This is a genomic window from Alistipes sp. ZOR0009 (assembly GCF_000798815.1).
Lineage (GTDB): Bacteria > Bacteroidota > Bacteroidia > Bacteroidales > ZOR0009 > Acetobacteroides.
The window spans coordinates 88076-103921 of sequence record NZ_JTLD01000016.1 but is presented as its reverse complement, the minus strand read 5'-3'; the positions used below and the strand labels follow the sequence as shown (position 1 = coordinate 103921).

General features: G+C 41.4%; 11 protein-coding genes. 1 reads left to right on the top strand and 10 read right to left on the bottom strand.

The genetic code is table 11. The annotated features are described in order from the left end of the window. Nucleotides 1-14: 14 nt before the first annotated feature. The 7 genes from L990_RS20190 to L990_RS05585 form a co-directional block, all read right to left on the bottom strand. Complete coding sequence (locus tag L990_RS20190; protein ID WP_197057241.1) at nt 15-353, bottom strand: hypothetical protein; 339 nt, start codon at nt 351-353, stop codon at nt 15-17. Between the two features lie 6 nt (nt 354-359). Beyond that, entirely contained in the window at nt 360-1712 is a 1353-nt protein-coding gene (locus L990_RS05610) for a hypothetical protein (protein WP_047446334.1), read from the bottom strand. Nucleotides 1713-1803: 91 nt separating this feature from the next. After that, on the bottom strand, nt 1804-4005 hold the full coding sequence (locus L990_RS05605) for a peptidase domain-containing ABC transporter (RefSeq protein WP_047446332.1): 2202 nt from the start codon (nt 4003-4005) through the stop codon (nt 1804-1806). 984 nt (nt 4006-4989) lie between these two features. Beyond that, nucleotides 4990-6486, bottom strand: a complete 1497-nt coding sequence (locus L990_RS05600; RefSeq protein ID WP_047446330.1) for a TlpA family protein disulfide reductase — start codon at nt 6484-6486, stop codon at nt 4990-4992. Nucleotides 6487-6497: 11 nt separating this feature from the next. Next, the gene (locus L990_RS05595; protein ID WP_047446328.1) at nt 6498-7157 is read right to left on the bottom strand and encodes a TlpA family protein disulfide reductase; all 660 of its coding nucleotides are present in this window, start codon (nt 7155-7157) and stop codon (nt 6498-6500) included. Nucleotides 7158-7536: 379 nt separating this feature from the next. Further along, nucleotides 7537-8976, bottom strand: coding sequence for a TlpA family protein disulfide reductase (locus tag L990_RS05590; protein WP_047446326.1), 1440 nt, complete (start codon nt 8974-8976; stop codon nt 7537-7539). 62 nt (nt 8977-9038) lie between these two features. Beyond that, nucleotides 9039-9239 (bottom strand): hypothetical protein, encoded by a 201-nt coding sequence (locus tag L990_RS05585; RefSeq protein ID WP_047446324.1) that lies wholly within the window; start codon nt 9237-9239, stop codon nt 9039-9041. Nucleotides 9240-10162: 923 nt separating this feature from the next. Between L990_RS05585 and L990_RS05575 the strand changes: the two genes are divergently transcribed. Further along, on the top strand, nt 10163-11119 hold the full coding sequence (locus L990_RS05575; RefSeq protein ID WP_047446321.1) for a carboxypeptidase-like regulatory domain-containing protein: 957 nt from the start codon (nt 10163-10165) through the stop codon (nt 11117-11119). A 179-nt stretch (nt 11120-11298) separates the two neighbouring features. On the opposite strand, the gene L990_RS05570 is transcribed toward L990_RS05575, so the two are convergent. From L990_RS05570 to argF, 3 genes are all read right to left on the bottom strand, one after another. Beyond that, a complete protein-coding gene (locus L990_RS05570) occupies nt 11299-13296 on the bottom strand; it encodes a S41 family peptidase (RefSeq protein ID WP_047446319.1) in 1998 nt (665 codons plus the stop codon). Between the two features lie 408 nt (nt 13297-13704). Continuing rightward, nucleotides 13705-14202: a hypothetical protein gene (locus L990_RS05565; RefSeq protein WP_047446317.1), complete on the bottom strand. Its 498-nt coding sequence runs from the start codon at nt 14200-14202 to the stop codon at nt 13705-13707. Nucleotides 14203-14717: 515 nt separating this feature from the next. Next, the gene (gene argF, locus L990_RS05560) at nt 14718-15719 is read right to left on the bottom strand and encodes an ornithine carbamoyltransferase (RefSeq protein ID WP_047446315.1); all 1002 of its coding nucleotides are present in this window, start codon (nt 15717-15719) and stop codon (nt 14718-14720) included. Nucleotides 15720-15846: the final 127 nt, after the last annotated feature.

Genomic DNA, 15846 nt, shown 5'->3' with positions numbered 1-15846 from the left:
AGTCAGCACACTCGTTACAATGAGGAGAATAAATGTATAGAACTATCAAATTTTTGACAACTCAAAATAGATCTTGCCCCTCCCATTATTTTTCGAATGTCATTCATAAGCAAATAATCCTGAGATTCCCGGCCTATTGCCAAAACAATTTTAACCTCCTTAGTATAGTAGTAGGTTTTACGGTGTGCATCGTAGCTTATCTCGGCACCCACCTCTTTTAGCTCCAAAAAAAGATTAAACAGCGTACTTCGCGAAACACCAATTTGTCGAGCCAAATGCTTCGAATCTCCCGTACATCCTTTATGCAGCAGCCTATCAAGCTCTGCTAGCTTCATCATTTCTTTTAGTGCCATAGCCTGTTAGTTTTTCTGTTGGGTTATCATATACTTCAGCGGCGACCATACCCTTGCGAGAATGCTCAGCTCGTCGGTGCTGATTTCGGCCGTTCCGGTGAGCTCACCTCTTAGGTGAAGCTGCCGCCTATAGGTTGTTACAAGATTTTGAGGGATGGATATTGTCGCCGCGTAAATGCTATCGCCGGGTGCCAACGAAAGGTTAAGCACCTTTCCTCTTAGCGTTCCAAACTCCTGGTTGGGATATCCGCTTAGCTTAATGTTTACATTTTGACCTTCGGCAACTTTTCCTATAGCCGCCTTATTTACGGTGGCAACACCAACTATTTTTCCTGCCTTTTGGGGGATTACTGCAAATAGAATCTCACCTGCTCGCACCTCCTGGCTCGTACTCCAGACCTTTAGGTAGGTTAGCTTCCCTGCCTGATGCGTTTTTAGGATATACTTCTCCTCCCACTGCGCTACCGCACTTCTCAACTGGTTGTATAACCCCACCAACGAGCTTTCGAGCTGCTGCTGCTTGTTCTGCGCCTCCATTCGCAGCTCTGTCAGACTCTGTTCGAGCCGTGCTTGCTCTATTTCGGCATTCGTTGCCGAAATGGACTGCTGCGCTACGCTTCCTTTCCTTGCTAGCATGGCCGATTCAGTCTTCTCGTAGTCGGCTGCAGCAATTACTTTTTGCGAAAGCAGCAATGAATCGCGCTTTAGCTGCTTTAAAATAAGCTTGTAGTCTTGCTGGCTAATGGCCATTTGCGAGCTCATCTTAGCACGGTAGGCCTTATATCCCTCAATCTGCTGAATCATAGCCCGCTCCTTCTTAGGATAAAACTGCTGATTCATAAAAAGAGCAAGCTCCGCCTGCGCTTTTATAAGCTCATTGTAGCTTCCCTGAACCTCTCCTAACGATAGGTTGGTAGGAAATCTCATGGTAGCAAGCGCTGCAACGCTTGGGGTTATACCTCCATTTTGCTCTACAATCGCTTTTAGCTTAAGCATATCACCATATCGCGCGCTATTTTGCATAATGGCAACTACCTGATTCGGTTTTACCACCACCTTATCCTCTACAAGAATGGCCATTGGCTTTCCAGCCGATCGGGCAACCAGCATTTCGGGTGGCGACTGCGTTGTGATGGTTATAGGTACAGGAATAACATCGGGATAACGAATAAAGGCGCTTCCAACAACGATCATTACTATTATTGCCCCAATAACCGTAACACCGTAACGAATTATGGCTTTGGGTGGAGTTCCAAGTATTTCATTCATCTCGTCGGAGCGGATAACAAGCTCCTTTTTTGGCTTTTGCTCCTTCAAAATTGCAGCTGCTGCCACTATATCGTCAATATTTTCTTCCATAAAGCCGCTATTTGTTTAAGTAGTTTGGGTAATAATTATCTTACTTATATATAATGGTATGCGAATCCACATTTGCTCCGCACCAACGCGTTTAGTTTCCTAACTCGAGCTGATTTTTTACCAGTTCAAAGTAGGCTCCGCGCTTTTCAACCAGCTCAGCATGCGTTCCTCGCTCTGTAATTCGTCCCTTATCGAGTACTACTATCTGATCTGCATTTTTTACTGTGCTCAAGCGGTGCGCCACCACAATAACCGTTCGCCCTCTAAAGAATTCGTCGAGGTTGGCCATTATTGCCTTCTCGTTGTTGGCATCTAGGGCGTTGGTAGCCTCGTCGAAGAAGATATATTCGGGATTTTTGTAAACGGCACGAGCAATAAGCATGCGTTGACGCTGCCCCTGACTAAGCCCGTGCCCATCGCTACCTATTTTTGTATTAAAACCCAAAGGTAACGACTCGATAAAGTCGAATATGCAGGCCACCGTTGCCGCATGTATCAGCCTATCTCTATCTACCACCTCGTCGGCAGGGGCAATATTGCGGGCAATGGTATCCGAAAAAATAAAACCGTCCTGCATAACTATTCCGCAGCGTTTACGCCACTCGTTTATGCTATAGCGCTCTAGCAAATTTCCGTTTACCCGTATCTCCCCCTTATTTAAAGGATAAAAACCGAGCAGCAGCTTAAGCAGCGTGGTCTTTCCGCTTCCACTCATTCCCACGATTGCGGTTGTTTTTCCGGCAGGAACCGATAAGGAGAGATCCTCGAGCACCAAATCGCTATCGGGCCCATCGTAGCTGAACGACAAATTCTCTATTCCCACTTCACCGCTTACCGGAATGTCTGTTCGGTAGTAGCCATCCTCCTTCTCCTCGTTCTCCTTTAGATGCACCTCGCCCAAACGCTCGATACTTAGCTTGGCATCCTGCGTTGCATTTAAAAAGGAGATCAGCTGATCAATAGGGCTGTTAAGCTGTCCAATAATATACTGCGCAGCAAGCATCATCCCCAGCGTCATATCGCCACGGATTACCGCTCCTGCCGCAAAAACGGATATCAGCGCATTCTTCGATTCGTTTATTAACACCGCTCCCGACTGCTGGTACTGGTTTAATGCAAGCCCCTTGATGCTAACCTTAAATATTTTTGCCTGAATTCGCTCCCACTCCCAGCGTTTCTGCTGCTCGCAGCTGTTCAACTTAATCTCCGGCATCCCCTGTATGAGCTGTATTAGGTTACTTTGGTTGGCCGACATCTGCGCAAAGCGCTTGTGGTCGAGCACCGCACGCTTTTTTAAGAACATCCATACCCAGGTAACATAAACCGCGCTACCAAGCATAAATACACCAAAGATGGCCAAGTTATAGTAGGCCAATACCACGCCAAAAACGATAAGGTTAAAAACGGCAAAAGCAACATTTAGCGTCGTACCAGTAAGAAAAGTCTCTATTCTGTTATGATCGCCAATACGCTGAATAAGGTCGCCCACCATCTTAGTATCGAAGTAGCGCATTGGAAGCTTCATCATCTTAATAAGGAAGTCGGAAATCAACGAAATGTTGATACGAGCACCAATATGAAGCAGAATCCATCCACGAATAAACTCTACGCTCACCTTTCCGATAGTTAAAGCCAGCTGTGCTATTAATATAAGGTATATGAAGCTGATTTTTTGGTTCCCGATACCGTAATCGACCAAGCTTTGCGTTAAGAATGGGAATATTAGCTGCAGCAAGCTCCCCACCAGCAAGGCTAAAAAGAGCTGTACCAGCAGCTTTCTGTAGGGTCTTAAGTAGGAAAATAGAAATGCGAGCCGCGTCTTGTCGAGCTTTTCATCCTCTTGCGCATAAAAATCGGGGGTTGGCTCCAAAAGCAGCGCAACCCCAACATCCTTGCCCTCGCTAGTATCCGATATCCAGCAATTCAAGAATTCTTCGCGCGTATAGTCCACCAGCTCGGCAGCCGGATCGGCCAACCGAACAATTGTTTTTCCATGCTTCTGCTTAATATCATACACTACCACAAAGTGGTTTTGGTTCCAATGCACAATGGCAGGCAGCGGGGCCTCCTCCTGCAGCTGCTCAAACGACGCCTTCACCGCTATCGTACGGAAACCAATACTCTCGGCAGCCTTACTAATACCATAAAGCGATACCCCTTCGCGAGAGAGGTGAGAATTCTCGCGTAAGCTCTGTATGGAGAAACTTTTCCCGTGGTGTTTAGCAACCATTCGCAGGCATGTCGGACCACAATCCATCGCGTCATGCTGATGGTAATGCACAAACCTCTTCATTGTATCAGATATTATATAGTATTAATAATAGGTATTTCCTCGCGAAAGTTTGATTAGCTAATACGCTCTGCAACAATAAGAGGTACTACAAGCCACCACTCTTCCGATTCACTTATATTACGAATAACGCAATATTATTGCTAAAATCCAAAGGTGGAGTCCTAAATTTTGGACGCTATTTTGTTAAAAGGAAGAAGTTGATTCAAAAAAGTAAAATATAAAAATCTAAAAGTGCAGGTATTTCAGCTATCAGTATTCTTTCCAAATAGTAAATGTATATTGTAAAAAAAATGCGTAGCATCAAAAATGCTACGCATCAACAATTAGGCTATTCGTTCCAATTTCTATCCTTACATTCTCTAATATAAGCACCAGCTGCAGCACCGCGTTGGTCATCATCCCATACATCGTTGTAGTTTGCAGCAATTAGTTTTACTAGACCTGTGCTTTAAAACTCGAAATAAACCCTAAGTCTGTGGAACATTAGGATCGATTATACAGGAACTAAAATTTCGACAAATATAACCTGGAGGACAACTTAAATATCTGGAGCAGCTATACACGCCACCTGTAACCATTTGTTGTTCTTGCTTACCCAGAATCTGAGCACCAGAAATATTCATTAACTTCTTTATCATTTCAGCTTATTTTTAGAAGTTATACACCTACTCTATTCCCTTTTCGGCATACGGGGCAGCGTGGCTAATGGCCATCTTGCCAGCTACAGGGACTAATATAGCAGGTGAGCCGTCCATAATTTTGGACGCTATTATATTAAAAAAGAAAAGTTATCATAAGTTTTAGCCTGCTAGACATAAGAAATACGATAAAATAAAAAATTGGCTACCAACGCAGCCTACAACACAAATCCACACAAAAGAAAAAAGGCACAAAACCCAACGGGTTTAATGCCTTTTGTTTTTTAATCAATTTATTACGTTCAAGATGCACTACATGGCAAATTATCTGCTTTAATATTTCCCCCTACAACCCTAAAAGTTGTCTTAACTCCTTCCTAATTGTTTTCCCTTCGGGACCTGGCGCATTGGCATGCGTTAGCTTACCCGTTTTGTCGAACAGCAGGTAGCGAGGAATCAGTTCAACTCCCATCTTTGTTAGAAAATCGGAGCTGCGGGAGTTGGTTATTAGGTACGATTCGGCCAGATAGCCAACCTTATGCTTGGCTACGGCGGCTTTCCAAGGCTCGCGCTTATCGTTTAGCGCCAAGTACACAAATACAACATCTTTCCCCTTAAACTCCTCGCGAAGCTGCAGCGCATGCGGCAGCGCTGCCTTACATGGGCCACACCACGATGCCCAAAAATCAATGTAAACCACCTTACCTCTATTTCTTTTTAGCACCTCATCGAGGTTGGTTGCCTTTCCGTTGGCATCAATCAGGTTAAGCTTATCTCCGCTTTCGAAGGTAACCTCTGCCTCCATGAGCTGCTTCTCCACAAACCTTTTATTTCCGGTTACCTCCACAAATTTTGTGGTTAAAGCCTTAATCTGCGCGGCAGATCCACCCTCCACAACTCCTTCAACACAAAATTCCAGCAGAATATTTCTTGATTTTGGTGGCAGATTTAAGGAAACAATATGGCCGAATATTTTATCATACTGATAGCTGAATCCTTGCTTTTCTTTTACTTTCCATTCAGACTTACAAATAGCCGGAGAAATAAAAGCATACCGCAATAAACGACGATATGATAAGTATTCCGCACTCTCTTCATTGATAATACTTAGAATATTCGATATCTTTTTTATACCATATATTGTCTGCGTCATCTCCCACATACTTGTTCGCCAACCCATATGGTACGTATAGTAGCTATAAAAACCGTTATCAATCCTACTCCCGTTTGCAGCTAAGGTATCCTTAAGCGCTGCTATAAATTTTTCCTGCTGCGGAGCCAAATCAAAAGGGTTACAATAGTCCTTGTATATGCTAGGGCATAACTTAGTATGATTAGGGTTCTTCTGCAGCATTTTGTAATAAAACATATTATCTCCCATCAAAGTTAGCACATCAAAATTCTTACTATTTGTTCTATTAGGAATATCCGTAGCCAGATTATAGCTGTAGGTTAGGTTTCTATTAACTCTGCTGCTTAAATATGGAAACCCATTTCTGTAAGTCACGTCAATGCTATCTCCATTTTTTAGAAGAAAGTAGGCTTCCTCTATGCCCTTAAACTGCATTCCGATCTCCACAAATGGGCGATTCACTGTTATACGCATGGTATCCGTAGGTGCTTTAAATCTTTTCTGCTTCACCACTCCCGCATCATCGAGATAGGTGAGGTCTGAATAAAAGGTATTGCCAGAATAGGAGCCATCGTCATTCTGTAAACGGGATTGATCGGGGGCATCTTTTACAAGCAGCACAATATCTTTCTGACCATAAAGATTTGTATGCCCTATGCATACCATCCCCAGAATCGTTAAGATAATAAACACGTACAATTTACCATTCATATAATAATTTTTTAATAATTAAGCAGCCTATCAATTTCATCAAGCAACTTTTTACCTGTACTTGGACGGGGAAGATCAATAGAAAGAAGCTGTCCATCTTTTCTCCAAAACAGGTATCGGGGAACACTGAATTGCTCTTTTCCATAAACCTGCCGCTGAATATCTTTGTAAAGTTTTTTACCAACCCTATGGTGATATCCACTTAGCTTAAGTACATCTATAGATCTCTTCCATAAGCTATCTCTTTCATTATCATCAACAGAAAGATACAATTTTCTAATATTACGCTTCTCCAACTCTACATCAAGCGGTTTTAGAATCTCCATTCTCATCTCGCTACGGCAAGGCATGCACCACGTTGCCCACAAATCAATAAATAGTGTTTGTCCCTTAAATTCGGAAAATAGCTCGTTTAGCGTTTTGTACTCTTTATCCAAAATTGTTTTATCAACTTTTATTTTATCCAGATATGGATAGAGCAAGCTATCTAATCTAATACTTAGCGCAGTATAAGGATATAGTTTTTTATAATATTTATTACTGAGCTGTACAGGAACCTTTTCCTTCACCACACCAGTAACTTGCTCTTTCATCAGCTCGCTCTGCAGATGCATATGTACCATACCAAATGCCTTCCCCATTATTACAAGCACAACAATAACGGGTTCCACCCATTAATAACCGTTGATTTTCCTTACCCAAAACCTGAGCCCCAGAAATCTTCATTAACTTCTTTATCATTTCAGCTTGTTTTTAGAAGCTATACACCTCCTCTATTCCCTTTTCGGCATCCGGGGCAGCATGGCTAATGGCCATCTTGCCAGCTACAGTGGCCAATATAGCTGGAGTGCCGTCCATTATTTTGGACTGTACAAACGAAAGAGCATTCTAGTTCAGAATTAACACAATGTCAATACGAATATTCTACAACTAATCCGTTTAACTACATGTATTCTATCCTCTACTCCATTATGCTTCATTAAAATAGAGGCTGTTTTCAACAATCAAAATTTTGCTCAGTAAGCAGTTCATGTATTGGGCTCTCCTCTTCTACCTCCCTTCCGTTACCGACTCGTTCGTGATATAAAAAAGTAGCTTGCTCTTTAGCTTATCAAGATCAACTAGCCGAGGAAGGTTACCATCTAGCAACTTTCCGTTCCTATCAATAAATAAATAGCGAGGAACAAAAAAAGGTTCGTTACCATATACCCGTTTCTGCAGGTCATCGTATAGCGCAGCGCTTACCCGATGATGAATTCCCTCTAGCTTTAGAATATCAACGGCCCTTCGCCAAAGGTTATCGCTCTTATCGTCATCAATCGAGAGGTATAATCGTTTAATGTGCAATGAGTCTAGAAACGTTTTGAAATCAGTGTGCTTTTCTACAATCATTTCCTGTCGACAAGGCCCACACCAAGTAGCCCATAGGTCAACAAAAAAAGCATTTCCCTTCATAGGCGCCATTAGTTCGTCCAAGTTGTTCCTTTTTTCATCTATAAACTCCTTACTAACTGGTGCCTCAGGCTTCAAGTAGGGGGCTATCAGGCTGTCTAGCTGCTGAGATAAAGCTGATTTTTTATAGTGCGATTTAAAATAACGGTATGCCGTAGGCCAACCAACTTTATTGTATCCATTACTTGCATATAAGTAAATCGTATTTGCGAGTATAAATTCCCGAGCTCGATTCTTGTCCGGTACAAATCGACTATACTGAAACTCTGCTGGGAGTATTCTTTTATCGGTAAAAAAACGTGCGGAGTCTGCAACAAATGTTTCTGTAGAATAAGTATCTAATAAATCACTTATAAATGGATGCTGAGAGGCATCTTCCCATCTTACATTTTTCAAAAAAATGTTGGCGTAAGGCCTCACTTTTGTCCAAGCAACATCTTTTCGGCTGTGGTAGCTTAAAAAATGCTGATACACCATCCCTTTATATACCTGTAGTATCGATTTATAGTACTGATCGCTTATATCTCCATTCTTTCGTAGCTGCGCAAATTGCATGCTGGTGCTATCCACGGCTTTACATATCGCCTTATACCGATCGTTGGGGGTATGCCTTTTGCCTAAATTTCGATCCCACATCGGATAAATAACGTAGGAAGGACAAGTTTTTTGAAGCCAAAGCATATGCCCCTTAGCATTTGTTCCTTCTACCTTGTACCAAAGGAGGCTGTCAACTTTAACCTGTAGCGTTATTGTATCTTTCGGGAATAGCAGCAAGCGAATATGCTCGTACCCAAAGCTAAATTCAAATACACCTCCCTTACCACCTCCTAAGTTAAAGGTATAGGTGTTTACCGAATCAATAGAATACCTTTTGGTAAACATGCTATTAAAATAGCTATACCCATTGTAAGGCCAGGCAATAGAAAAAGACAAGCTCTTCCGTCCTACTTCTTTTGCTTTAATACGAACCTGCTGTGCTTGATCTGGAAGCGTGCAAAAGAATAAAAAAAATGTGCATAAAAACAGCTTATTTTTCATGCTAAAGAATAAGATCAGTAAATACAAAACAGGAGAGTTCAAAAGAACTCTCCATTAAACAATTAAATAGCCTGACAGCCGCCACCTCCCCTGCAAAATTTTGCAATATCTGCCATCATTTCTTTTTCTGTACTATAACTATCAGTCCATGCACCTACCATTTTATAGCAGCCACAAGCATATTTTGCGCCACCTATAAAGTTCTTCTGATCTACCTTGCTTAAAATCTGAACTCCAGATAAGTTCTCCAATTTTTTAATCATAATCCAATTTTTTAAAAATACACCTACTCTATTCGCTTTTCGGCATACGGGGCAGCGTGGCGAATGGCCATCTTGCCAGCTACAATGGCCAATATAGCCGGTGAGCCGTCCATAATTTTGGACTGGAGTATTTTTAACACATGCATATCCCACTTTACTCTACTACCCATTAATATTACAAAGCAGCTACGCCCAATCCAGCGATATTCTCCATCTAAAATAGTTAAGCGACTGCTGCAGGCAGCATTACTATAGTAGCAATAGCTACTGCTGCTAGCATTGGGGTTGGTTATTCAAATAGAAGGAAGCTTGTCAATTAAATACTGCGCTAATTGAACATCAAACAAAGATACCTTTCTCTCAAAAAGCTAGATAAAAGATGAAAAGTGCCACTTCAAAACAAAAAAATGCAATTATAAAGCTCAATACAGCTATGCTTTTAGCACAATCGGTCCATTCTAAAGTACAAAACAGCTGTACTTTTTTCTAAAAATGTTGTTCCCAAGCTCAATACTGCAGTACTTTTATCAAAAACAGCAGCTTTTTTGCCCGAAAATCCCGTTTTGTTTGTTAAAACAAGCGTTCCAAAGGTTAAAACAGCAGTTTCTTCCGTTAATGGGCGTTATACAAAGTACAAAACAGCTCTTCTTTAGTCGAAAAATGCAATGTTTTACCCATTTACAGCAAGCTAAAAACGGTAAAATGCAGATACAGCATCAAAAACAGACAACTATATATCAAATACATACATCTAAATTTAGCATTCGTTATCACGACTGTTAATTCCCCTTTTACCTACAACCTAATAAACTCCAATTTACTACCAACAAATACACACAAGCTATCCTATCATAAACACGTTCCTAAAAAGAACAAAATCAAATGTTCGATTGCTAATCTACTATAACAAAAACCTTTTTTTTATGATTTTACGTTCAATAAGTACTGAAAATACCATTAACGCAAGATGCGCAACGGTAGCCAACTCGAAAGAAACAGCAGCTAATGACAAAGCAAAAGCGGTAGCCGAAAAAATAAAGGCAGGACTTTTAAGCTACAACACCATTAGGCTATCTATCGAAAATACTAAGATTCTAGTTAAGGAGAATAGCCAGCTCCAAAAAATTACCCTAACAGAAGTTGCAGATGGTATTATAAATGGTAACCGAATGCTGGAATCCATAAAACCCGTCGAAAGCTATGCAAAGGAGAACATCAAAAATAAAACCGACCTCTATAAGCTAACTCCGGTAGAGCTGCTCAAGATGGGCCTTGCCACCAGCACTAGCATTCAGGACAAAAAGGAGGAGCTGCTAGCATACGGTTATAACGAATCGCAGCTAAGCCCTCTTTCAAGCAAATGTACAACGCTATCGAGCTTGCTACAGAAAGAAATCACGCTTCAAACACAGCTAGCGCAGCAGCGTTCGGAGAAGGAGCAGCTGGATAAGGAGATCGAGGCCAACTACTACCAGCTTAACAACATTATCAGCATAAATAAGCTGCTAATGCCTAAGCTATACCGCGATTTCTACGCCATAAAAATGCCTACCAGCAAAAGAGTTGACGACTCCATCGCCGTTAGAGTTACCTCCGGCGGTAATGCGTTGGCTAATGCGCAGGTTACCATTCTCGAAGTAGAGGTTCCAGCTGCCGCTAAGAGTCATGTCGCTAGCAATAGCAGTAAAGCAGCTGCCGCAATAGAAAAAACAATTATCGAAAAAATGACAAACCCCAAAGGCGAGGCAAATATTAAACGAGTAAAACCTGGCGCCTATCGGCTACAGGTTGGTAAGCATGGTTTTATAATGCAGGAAATAACGGTATACGTAAATCCAAATGAAACAACAGAAGTTTTTATAGAGCTCGAAAGTATTTAGTTCTTCATCCCCTGAAGGAATAGTGAAAGGCATAACCCGTTTGCGAGATGCAAATAATGGATTATGCCTATTTTTATTTTATACGGACTTCACAGCTCGCCAAAAAGCAGATCAAAAAACAGCATACTGCATATGCAAAGCAGCCGTAAAGCGTATTAAGCATGGGCGGCAAGCAACCGCTACTTTACAATTAGCTCCAGCGCCTTACTAAGTATTACATCCTTCTTATAAAGAAACTCCTGCGCTCCTATTGGCACCTCATAATCGGGTATTACGCCACGACCATACGGAATTCGGGGATTCGGAATGTCGTTAATGACAATTTTCACCATTGGAATTCGAAGGCTAAGCCCCACCTGCGGTAAAATAATGTTGGCAAAACGCTCTGCATTCATCTGGTAGTAGCAGCTGCCTGTCTCTCGGCCGACAATGGTGCAATTACGCTGCCCCAAAAGTGCTCCTGCAAAATCGGATGCCATAGAAATGGACATTTCGTTTGCCAAAATATACAGCTTACCTCCAAAATTTGTTTTGACACTTGGCTGCACCACGCCGCTATTCGTACTATCTTCCATTACATAGCTGTAACATCCTTTCTTCCCGACTTCTGCCTTAAATTCTGGGAATGGCGGATGCGTAGCATCCCAGTTGTCGGAATATTTTAGCGTCGAATATATGCCGTTGGTATTTACCATTCGATATGCAAACATTTTTTTAGGTTCGGTTAATAGAAAAGATAGAATCCTATTCCCCACCTTTATACTACCACCACCGTTATCTCGAACATCAACTATAAAGTTGGAGATATTCTGCTTCTGAATACGGCCAACGATTGCCTCGATGCTATCTGTTTCCACATCGGTAAGCTGAAAAGTACCAATACTTAGGTAGGCTACATTAGGCTTTAGCATCTTAAAGCTGTAGGGTGCTGGCTCCAACCAATTCTGTGCCTTAAATTTCATATAATTCTGACTGGATGCATATGCAACTACAACTTGTTTTCCGGTGGCTGTTTTAAAGGTAAGAGAATTCTCGGCTGGAAAAAACTTTTTATAAATCGCTATCGATAAATCTTCTGCCAAGTAACGATCGATATATAGCCTGTTGTAACCTTCAAATCCACACATCGTCTTTTTTATATTGCTTACCCATTCGGATATAGATTTTCCTCCAACAGCAACAATTTCATCACCTTTTTTTAGTCCAACTTTGGGCAAAGCGTTAACAACAAACGCCTTTTCGCCATCAAGCGTTAGTAAAACAGGAGGTATCTTTTTTATAGATAATGGAAATGTATACGACATCTCAGTATGGCTATCTGCAATCCCCTGCATAATAGGTTTAAAGAGCAGCGTAAACTCCTTACAGCTCATTGGTTTCAGCTGCTTTTTGGCTACGTCAAAAAGGCTATCCATCTCTCTCTTCGAAATGTAGTCGTACAATCCGGGATGAATCTCCTCCAACGAGCTACGAATAATGGCAAACGTTCTTTTTAGGGTATCAGCTGGTATAATATCCTTAAAAACATCAACTTCCCTACCAGCAACCTTCTTAAAGGTAGTTTCCAAACCAAACACCGACATTGGGTCGGCTCCCTTGGTGTCCATAGTACGTGATAGCTCAATATGGGGCATGCTAAACGCATGGTAGGCGTAGCTAACCTTTCCTATAACATCCCCTTTTGTAATTTTTTCACCAGTTCTGAAGGGTTTCACCAAACCAAGGCCCGAAATGTAGTAGGTTTCACCAGATTTAGTTTCTATTCCAAGAGTTAAAGATACATCCCGAGCAACATCCCCCTTTAGCTGCCTGTTCTTTTTAATAAGATTATCTGCCATTGCCTTTTTTATATCAGCCTCGCTACTTTCCTTTAGCGTTTTTTCTTCAAAGCCAAAAGAATATGAGTAAGACAACGATTCCGAATACTTATACCCGAAACTTTTTACCACCCCATCTACGGGAGCAACAACCAAATCGCCCTCTTTACCTTCAATAAAAAGCTCATCGTAAATTTTTTCTCCATTAATGGATTGCCCGGGCTTCCCAACAATACCTTCTCCAGCACTTTTACCCTTTATCGGCCATTGTGCTTTTTGAAAGGAAATCTTAGAATTCTCTTTTTGAGACATTGCACCCAACGAAAGCAGGATAAAAAATGTCAACAGATAGTTTCTCATACTTATACAATATTATAGTTAGCATTAATATTTTACCGCCAAGATAATACGAAACACTTGCAACGATTAGCACCATTCTTAAAGCGCTACCGCCCACTACTGCACTCAATACATAACAACGATGCTGTTAGAACGCACTCTTACTAAAATATTTTTCGTCTAGCATTATATTCTATAGAAATCAAATCTAATACTATTTTTATAGTAATATCACTACGCTTGTAATTTTAACAATAAAAAAAGCCGTAATAGGACCTGCTGCAAAGCAAAAAACGGATTCTGCAGTCTTAATCAATCATACAGCTATTGCAGCACGAGCAACTTACAAAGATTAGCAGCAAAAGAGGGCTTAAAATCAAAAGAGGGAGACCGCACGGTCTCCCTCTTTTCATATATTGCTAAATATTTCTACTTCTGATCGATTTGCGACACGGTAATTGCCTCTACCAGCTTTTGCAGCACCAGTTCCTTCTCCTCGCTGCTAAAGCACTTTCCGAGGTAAAGTACAAACTGCGGCGAGTTAGACTTAAATCTTCTATCCATGTAGTATTTCACGCCACTTTGGCTTCCATAGGTGCTCATAGTAATAGAGCTTACATTGTAATCCTGCCTAAAGAGCACTAGGTTGGTTTTATCAATCAGCTTCAACGGAATTTCCCACTTGTACTCGTAGCTTTCCACCGATTTTCCCAAAAATACAACCAGCTTTGTTCCTACCGTGTCGAAGCTAGCCTTATACGCCATCGTATTAATGCTGGTATCGCGGCTACAACTGTTTATTAAGTCGATAACCGGCTTAAGAATTTGCTGTGGTGTTGGTTTAGACTCCTTAATATTGTAAGATGGACCGCAGGCAACGGCGAGTAATGCCACTAGCGCTACAAATACAACATGTCCTTTGCTCATACTACGCGTATACTTTTAATTTATACCCAAAAGTAGCAACAATCTGATAATTCTGGCATCTCACAGCTAACAATTCAGCCCAACTGGCACAAAACACCGCTAAAAAAGACGCTTGTAAGATCAATATTTTGCATCCTCAATGCCCTACCGCTGCTACTATCTATGGACTATGCCCAATACACGTCCATAAATTTAGGAAAAAAGGCAGAAAAAGCGGTGAACAGCCCTACGGTGAGCATGCAGTAATAAAAAAAAACCGGCCACATTAAGATGAGGCCGGCCCCTTCGCAAGCTACGATGAAGGTTTAACGTTTATTTTTACATATATCAATCCGTAAACATTGGAATAACAACGCGTAGCTCAATAAAATCGAGCGTAAATTGGCACTACCAATGTTTTATCAGATTAACCTACTAAAGATAGTAGCTCTTCATCCAGAAAAGCAAGCATACTTTCACTATTTTACAAAAAAAGAGGAAGCACTGCTCCCTCTTTTCTTTTATAACGAAGTTTTTTAGTCTCCTAAAGTAGCAACCATTACCGCTTTAATGGTATGTACACGGTTTTCTGCCTCATCAAAAACAATTGAGTGAGCTGATTCGAAAACCTCTTCGGTAACTTCCATTTCTGGAAGACCAAATTTTTGGAAGATATCCTCACCTACAACAGTCTCACGGTTGTGGAATGCTGGTAAGCAGTGCATGAACTTCACGTTTGGATTCTCTGTAGCACGAATAACGTCCATGTTTATTTGGTAAGGATGCAGTAAACGGATACGTTCTTCCCAAACGCTTGCTGGCTCACCCATTGATACCCATACATCGGTATAAACGAAGTCGCAACCTTTCGATCCTTCCTTAACATCTTCAGTCAAGGTTATTTTAGCACCTGTTTCCTTTGCAATTTCACGACACTTAGCAACCAATTCTTCCTCTGGCCAGCATTGCTTTGGCGCAACTGCACGGAAATCCATTCCCATTTTAGCAGCACCTACCATCAATGAGTTACCCATGTTGTTACGAGCATCGCCATAGTAAGCAAAAGTAACCTTGTTAAGAGGCTTGTCGCTATGCTCGCGCATAGTTAGGAAGTCTGCAAGAATTTGAGTTGGGTGGAATTCAGTTGTTAAACCATTCCAAACAGGTACACCAGAGTAGGCTGCCAAGGTTTCAACGATTTCTTGAGAGTAACCACGGTACTCAATACCATCATACATGCGACCAAGCACACGAGCAGTATCTTTCATCGACTCCTTCTTTCCCATTTGAGAACCAGCAGGTCCTAAATAGGTAACATTGGCACCTTGATCCATAGCACCAACTTCGAAAGCACAACGAGTACGAGTAGAATCCTTTTCGAAAAGAAGAACAACGTTCTTACCTTTCATACGTTGCTGCTCGGTTCCTGCATATTTTGCTTTTTTAAGATCAGCAGCTAAGTCCAATAGAAATCCAATTTCCTTTGGAGTGAAATCTAGAAGCTTAAGAAAACTTCTGTTACGCAAATTGAAAGCCATATCTTTTATATTTTATAGTTCTCTAATACTCCGCAAGTAAGCAAATTCGACGGATGTTTGCTATTGCGAATCAATTAATTTTAGCAATCCATCTGCATGGCATAAGCCGCACAACAGCCTATACAAA

Bases quoted from the DNA above. Each gene is read 5' to 3' on its own strand.
- L990_RS20190 (WP_197057241.1), bottom strand. From the start codon at position 353: ATGGCACTAAAAGAAATGATGAAGCTAGCAGAGCTTGATAGGCTGCTG.
- L990_RS05610 (WP_047446334.1), bottom strand. From the start codon at position 1,712: ATGGAAGAAAATATTGACGATATAGTGGCAGCAGCTGCAATTTTGAAG.
- L990_RS05575 (WP_047446321.1), top strand. From the start codon at position 10,163: ATGATTTTACGTTCAATAAGTACTGAAAATACCATTAACGCAAGATGC.
- L990_RS05590 (WP_047446326.1), bottom strand. From the start codon at position 8,976: ATGAAAAATAAGCTGTTTTTATGCACATTTTTTTTATTCTTTTGCACG.
- L990_RS05605 (WP_047446332.1), bottom strand. From the start codon at position 4,005: ATGAAGAGGTTTGTGCATTACCATCAGCATGACGCGATGGATTGTGGT.
- L990_RS05585 (WP_047446324.1), bottom strand. From the start codon at position 9,239: ATGATTAAAAAATTGGAGAACTTATCTGGAGTTCAGATTTTAAGCAAG.
- L990_RS05565 (WP_047446317.1), bottom strand. From the start codon at position 14,202: ATGAGCAAAGGACATGTTGTATTTGTAGCGCTAGTGGCATTACTCGCC.
- argF (WP_047446315.1), bottom strand. From the start codon at position 15,719: ATGGCTTTCAATTTGCGTAACAGAAGTTTTCTTAAGCTTCTAGATTTC.
- L990_RS05600 (WP_047446330.1), bottom strand. From the start codon at position 6,486: ATGAATGGTAAATTGTACGTGTTTATTATCTTAACGATTCTGGGGATG.
- L990_RS05570 (WP_047446319.1), bottom strand. From the start codon at position 13,296: ATGAGAAACTATCTGTTGACATTTTTTATCCTGCTTTCGTTGGGTGCA.